Here is a 6,000-nt window from a genome sequence, read left to right as displayed (position 1 = left end):
CCTCTCTCCCACTCGGGAGAGGGGAAATCTGCGCTTTTCTTGTTCCGGGCAGTTCTGGTTTCGAGCGCGGCCAACGCGCGGGCCCCGGGCCCGGATCCGGCGTCCCTACTGCGCCAATTGCCCCACGCTCAGGATCGCCCCCATCACCGAGATGATCAGCCCGCCGATCAGGCCGCCGATCGCGACCGTCACCAGGGGGGTGAGGAGGGCGAGCAGCCGGTCGATGCGCTGGCGGGTCTCGGTCTCGTGCATCTCGGCGGCATGCAGCAGCACGCGGCCGAGGCGGTTCACCTGCTCGCCGCTGGCGATCAGGTTCAGGGTCGGGGCGGCGTAGGGCTTGAGCGAGGACAGGCCCGAGGCGAGGCTGCCGCCCTCGGCGAGCCGGCGCCCGGCCTCGTCGAGGGCATGGCGAAACACCCGGTTGCCGGCGAGCGGGCGCGTCGCCGCCACCGCGTCGGGGATCGGCACCTCGGCGGTGAGCAGTGTGCCGAGCACCCGGCAGAACCGGCCGCACTCGATGCCGACCACGATCTCGCGCACCAGCGGCAGGCGCAGCGCCGTTTGCGCGCGCGCCGCCGCGAAGCCCGGCAGCCGCCACGCGCGGGCCAGCGCCAGCACCGCGAGCGCCAGCCCGCCGGCGAGCACCGGCCAGGAGGCCGAGAGCGTGTCGCCGAGCCAGGCGGCGGCGCGGATCGCGAAGGGCGGCGCCTGGCCGGTACCCTCGAACAGGGGGGCGAGCGCCGGCACCAGCACGCCGACGATCATCGCCACGGTGCCGATCGCCATCGCGACGAGGAGCGCGGGATAGATCATCGCCGAGATCAGGTGGCGCTTGACCGCGTCGCGGCGCTCGATCGAGGCGGTGAGCGAGCCGACGACGTCGACGAGGGTGCCGGTGGCCTCGCCGGCCCGCACGATGTCGACCATGTCGCGCGGGAAGGCCTGCGGGTGGGCCGCCATCGCCCGCGACAGCGAGGCCCCGGCCACCACCCGTTCGAGCAGGTCGGCGAGGATCGGCTTCAGGGCCGGCCCGGCCTGGCGTTCGACGAGGCGTAGCGCCCGGTCGACGGTGAGCCCGGCCCCCACGAGGGTGCCGAACTCGCGCAGGAAGGCGACCCGGGCGGCGTCGTTGACCCGGTCGCGCCCGAACAGGTCGCGGCGCCAGAACGGGGCCGGGCCGGCGGCGGCCTGCGCGATCTCGTAGACCTGGAGCCCGTCCGTGCGGAGCAGCGCCACGGCGCGCTGGCGCGTCTCGGCCTCGATCGTACCGGCGCGGGAGCGCCCGTCGCCCGCATAGGCCTTGTAGGCGAAGCGCGGCATCCTAGAGCGTTCCTTCCAGCACCCGCCCGACCTCGTCGAGGGTCGTGTCGCCGTCGAGGACCCGCGCCCTCGCGCTGTCGGACAATCCCGTCATCCCGGCGGCGCGCGCCCGGGCGGCCAGGGTCCGTTCGTCGGCGCGATTCGCGATCAGGCCGCGCAGCTCCCCGTCGAGGGTCATGATCTCCGAGGCGACCATCCGGCCGCGATAGCCGGTGCCGTTGCAGGCCGCGCAGCCGCGGGCTCGCCTGAGATGCAAGGGGGTGTCGGCCGGGATGCCGAGGCGCAGGCGCTCCTGCGGCGTCGCGGGCGCGGCCTCCGCGCAGGCGCCGCACAGGCGCCGCACCAGGCGCTGGGCGACCACGCCGTTGAGGGTCGCGGCGATGAGGTAGGGCTCGATGCCCATGTCCATCAGCCGGGTCACGGTGGCGGGGGCGGAGTTGGTGTGCAGCGTCGAGATCACGAGGTGGCCGGTCAGCGCCGCCTGCACGGCGATGCGGGCGGTCTCGCCGTCGCGGATCTCGCCGACCATCACCACGTCCGGGTCCTGGCGCAGGATCGAGCGGAGGGCGGCCGCGAAGTCGAGGCCGATGCCCGGATGGGCCTGGACCTGGTTGACCCCCGCCATCCGGTACTCGACCGGGTCCTCGACGGTGACGACCTTGAGGTGCGGGCCGTTGATCCGGCGCAAAGCCGCGTAGAGCGTCGTGGTCTTGCCCGAGCCGGTCGGGCCGGTGACGAGGACGAGGCCGTTCGGCCGGCTCGTCATCGCGGCGATCTCGGCGATCGCCGCCGCGTCGAAGCCGAGCGCCGAGAAATCCTCGACCCGGCGCGAGCCGTCGAGGACGCGCAGGACCACGCTCTCGCCATGCGCCGTCGGCAGGGTCGAGACGCGGATGTCGACGTCCTGGCCGCGGTCGGGGGCCTGCATGCGCCCGTCCTGGGGCAGGCGCCGCTCGGCGATGTTGAGGCCGGCCTGGATCTTGATGCGGGTGGTGAGCGCGAGCTGCACCGACTTCGCCAGCCGCTCGGATTCGACCAGCACCCCGTCGACCCGGTAGCGCACCCGCATGTCGGATTCCTCCGCCTCCAGGTGGATGTCGGAGGCGGACAGCTCGAAGGCCTTGCGCACCAGCCGGGCCGAGAGCCGCACGATCGGCGCCTGGCTCGCGACGTCGGCGAGCCGCGCGAGGTCGTCGTCGCCTCCCCCCTCGCCCTCCTCGGCGAGGTCGCCGTAGACGGCGCGGTGCGCCCGCTCGAAGCTGCCCGGCCCGACGAGGCAGGGCGCGACGGCGCGGTCGACGAGGTGCTCCAGCGCCCGCAGGGTCTCGGCGTCGAACGGATCGACCAGGGCGACGACGAGGCGGTCGGGCTCGGCGGCGAGCGGCAGCACCCGGGCGCGGGCGCAGTAATCGGGCGTCAGCGCCTCCGGCAGCACCGCCTCCCCCGGCAGATCCTCCTGGCGCAGGATCGGCAGGCCGGTCGCCTCCGACAGGGCGGTGACCAGGGTCGCCTCGTGGACGAGGCCGAGCTCGGTCAGGAGCAGGGGCAGCGGGCGCCGGCCGGGCCCGTCGAGGGCGGCGAGCGCCCGCTCGTGGCCGGCGGCGTCCAGCACCTCGCTCTCGGCGAGACGATCGACGAAGGCGCGCAGGTCCTCGCGGCGGCTGCGGGCCGCGTCGCGCCGGTCGGCCCGCAGCCGCCGCGGCCGGGACTTGCCCCCCCAGATGTTCAGCATCGTGGTGTCCCGGAGAAACCCTGTTTCGGCGCGGGGCCGGACCGGGCCATTCTCGCGCCGCGTCCTTAAGCGGACGGAAATGTCGCTGCGTTAGACCGGTCCGCGACGCCCGCGACGACCGAAGGGGCGCCGGAGCCGACCCGTGTTGCGCGCGCCATCCGCCCTGTCCTCGCTCGAGGCCTCGCTCCGCCAGGGTCTCGACGCCGCCTCGCACCTCCTCGGCCTCACCGAGCCCCGCACCGACCGCGCGCCGGCGCTGCTGACCCTGCGGCTCGGCGCGCCCGGCGATCCCGGCCTGACCCTGATCGACCGGCGCGACGGGCCGGACCGGACCTACCGCTTCGATCTCGCGGCGGACGACCTCGCGGACCGGCTCGCGGCGATCCGGGGCGGCCGGGCCGAGGCGCGCGCGAAGGTGATCGTCGATCCCGCCGCCTGCTTCATCCGCACCCTCGATCTGCCGGGCGCGGCGCTGCCGCGGATGCGCGCCGTGCTGGCGCAGGAACTCGAGGCCGCGACGCCGTTCCGGGCCGACCAGGTGTTCAGCGACTGGTACGTCGAGGGCGAGGAGGCCGGGACCCGCACCCTGCGGGTGCGCCACGTCGTGCTCAAGCGGGCGCGCCTCGCCCCCCTGCTCGCGGCGCTGGCGGGGGCCGGGCTGACGGCGAGCGTCGTCGCGGTCGGGCCGGCGGAGGACCGCACGATGCCGATCGACCTCCTGTCGAGCGGTCACCGCGCCCTGCCGGGCCTGGCGCAGCGGGGCGCGGGCGACCTCGCCCTGGCGGCGGCGACGGTCCTCCTGCTGCTCGGGGCCTTCCTGGCCCTGCGCCAGCACCAGGCGGCGACGCTCCAGGCCCTCGACGACGCCTTCGCGACCGCCCGCCGGGCCGCGGCCGCGGGCCATCCGCCGGCCCTGCAGGCCGGCACCGCGGCGATCCTGGCCGAGCGCGGCCCGCCCGTGGCCCGGACCTGGGACGCGGTCGCCGCCGCCCTGCCGGACGCGGTGTCGGCGCAGGTCCTGCGCCTGACCGGCGCCGGTCTCGAACTGACGCTCGTCGCCCCCGATCCGGCCTCGGTGCTCGCCGAGCTCGCCCGCCTGCCGGGCTTCGGCGCGCCGGAGCTGCGTGGGGCCGCCCCCGTCGAGGGCGGCCAGCGCCTCGTCGTCGCGCTGCCGCGCGCTCACGCCGGGGCCCGGCCGTGAGGCCGGCGCTCCCGACGAACGGCCGGGCGCTGCTCCCCGGCCTTGCCGGCCTCGCCTTGGTCGCCGGGCTCGCAACCGGTCCGGTGCTCGACGCGCTGGGGGCCGCGGACGACGTCGCGGCGGCCCGCGACCGCCTCGCCCGGGCGCAGGCCGCGGCCGCCGCGCCCCCGGTGCCGGCGCCGCTGAGCGGCCCCGACGAGGCCGGCCTCGTCCTCGCCTTCCGGGCCCGCCTCGACGCGCTCGCCGCGGCGCGGGTGGTGGCGGTCGACGGGGCCGGGATCCAGCCCGATCCGGCCCGCCCGGCGCTGCCGCGCCTCTCGGCCTCCCTGCGCGGCACCGCCGAGGGCCTGCACGGCCTGCTCCAGGCGCTCGAGACGGAGAGCCCCCTGATCGTGCCGGACGAGGCCGAGCTCAGCGTCGAGCGCCCGGCCGATCCGGAGATCGGGCGGGCGACGGTGATGCGCCTGACCCTCACGGTGCGCGGCGTACTGCTGCCCGCCCCGGCCCAGAAGACACCATGAGGACCGGGCCGTGAGACGGATCGGACCTCCCCTGCGGGCCGCCCTGGCGGCGACCGGGCGCGGGCCCCGCGCCGCCTGCGCCCTCGCGGCGCTGCTGCTGCTCGCGGCCCTTGCCTGGCCGGTCGACGGCGGGCCCGGCCCGCCGGCGCGCCGCGCCGCCGCGGCCGTGCCGCCCCCGGACGAGACCGCGCTCGCGCGGCCGCTCTTCGATCCCGGCCGGCGCCCCTGGACCGCCCGGGGCCCGCGCGACCTCCTCGCCGGCGACCCGCCCCGGCCGGTCCTCACCGTGCGCGGCATCCTGCTCGACGGGACGGCCGCCCGGGCGCTGATCGACGACGGCAGCGGCATCCAGGCCTGGCTCGCCCGCGGCGAGGGAAGGGGCGACTGGCGCATCGCCGAGGTCGCGCGCGACCAGGTCACGCTGATGCAGGGCGAGCGCCGCTACGTCGCGACCTTCCTCGGCGCCCCGACGATCCTGCGCCCGGTCGGGGCGCGGCCGGTGGCCGAGGCGGGGCCGGCGCTGCGGCGGTGAGGGGCGGCGCCGGGACGGCCCTTTCAGGCGTCGTCGTGGGCCAGCCCGGCCTCGATCGCGGCAGCGAGGGCGTCGTCCGGCATCGCCCGCCAGTCCTCGGCCAGGGACAGCCGCACCGAATGCGCGCCGCCCGACGGCGTGCAGACCACCGCCCGCCGCCCGTTGCCGGCGAGCTTCTCCTTGGCGGCCTCCGGCATCCCGGCCAGCGCCTCGATGCAGGTCCAGGCGGTGCCGTCGCGGGTGGTCACGTCGCGCTGTTCGGTCATGGTGTCGTCGGTCCTCCGGTCCTGCTCGGGGTGAGGGCGGCCTGCGCCGGGAGGCGCGCCGGGGTGCCGGGATCGGCGTAGGCGCGGGAACCCGCACCGTCGAACGCCCGCCCCCGGCGCGAAGGTCCGGGGTCCGGCCGCGACTTGCAGCACCCGCTCGTCCTCCCTGGTCGGCAGCACCGGCGCCCCCCGTCCTCCGCCGGCCGTGCGAGCCGCCCGACGGGCAACCGCGAACCGGTCCGGGGGTTTCAGCGGCGATGTCGCGGGGCACCCGGCGCGGCGTTTCCCTCTGTGCAGCGAGGGCAGGATGGAATGTCGCCTCCGACGCTCGCCCTCGGTGCTGCCATCCCGGCCGGTATCACCGGCCCGCGCGGTGACGCCGCAGGCTTCACACGCCTGAGCGAAGCCGGTTTCCGCATCGCGAAGCG

The 6,000-nt window shown here is 76.8% G+C and carries 6 protein-coding genes; 3 read left to right on the top strand and 3 right to left on the bottom strand.

Features of this window, described 5'->3' with window-relative positions; genetic code table 11:
- Window positions 1-105: 105 nt before the first annotated feature.
- The gene (locus A5481_RS08595; RefSeq protein WP_048436370.1) at window positions 106-1,320 is read right to left on the bottom strand and encodes a type II secretion system F family protein; all 1,215 of its coding nucleotides are present in this window, start codon (window positions 1,318-1,320) and stop codon (window positions 106-108) included.
- Between the two features lies 1 nt (window position 1,321).
- Window positions 1,322-3,052: a GspE/PulE family protein gene (locus A5481_RS08590; protein ID WP_048436371.1), complete on the bottom strand. Its 1,731-nt coding sequence runs from the start codon at window positions 3,050-3,052 to the stop codon at window positions 1,322-1,324.
- A gap of 145 nt (window positions 3,053-3,197) precedes the next feature.
- On the opposite strand from A5481_RS08590, the gene A5481_RS34590 reads away from it, so the two are divergent.
- Genes A5481_RS34590 through A5481_RS08575 form a run of 3 tightly spaced genes read left to right on the top strand, consistent with a single transcriptional unit; the run spans window position 3,198 to window position 5,306 of the window.
- Window positions 3,198-4,253, top strand: a complete 1,056-nt coding sequence (locus A5481_RS34590) for a hypothetical protein (protein WP_064503877.1) — start codon at window positions 3,198-3,200, stop codon at window positions 4,251-4,253.
- Entirely contained in the window at window positions 4,250-4,774 is a 525-nt protein-coding gene (locus A5481_RS34585; RefSeq protein ID WP_048436373.1) for a GspMb/PilO family protein, read from the top strand. The genes A5481_RS34590 and A5481_RS34585 overlap by 4 nt, the downstream gene beginning before the upstream one ends.
- 10 nt (window positions 4,775-4,784) lie before the next feature.
- Window positions 4,785-5,306: a hypothetical protein gene (locus A5481_RS08575; RefSeq protein WP_048436374.1), complete on the top strand. Its 522-nt coding sequence runs from the start codon at window positions 4,785-4,787 to the stop codon at window positions 5,304-5,306.
- 23 nt (window positions 5,307-5,329) lie between these two features.
- On the opposite strand, the gene A5481_RS08570 is transcribed toward A5481_RS08575, so the two are convergent.
- Entirely contained in the window at window positions 5,330-5,572 is a 243-nt protein-coding gene (locus A5481_RS08570; RefSeq protein ID WP_048436375.1) for a hypothetical protein, read from the bottom strand.
- Window positions 5,573-6,000: the final 428 nt, after the last annotated feature.

This window comes from Methylobacterium platani (genome assembly GCF_001653715.1).
Taxonomy (GTDB): Bacteria; Pseudomonadota; Alphaproteobacteria; order Rhizobiales; family Beijerinckiaceae; genus Methylobacterium; species Methylobacterium platani.
The sequence above is the reverse complement of the archived record's forward strand: the minus strand, read 5'-3'. Positions and strand labels throughout refer to the sequence as shown.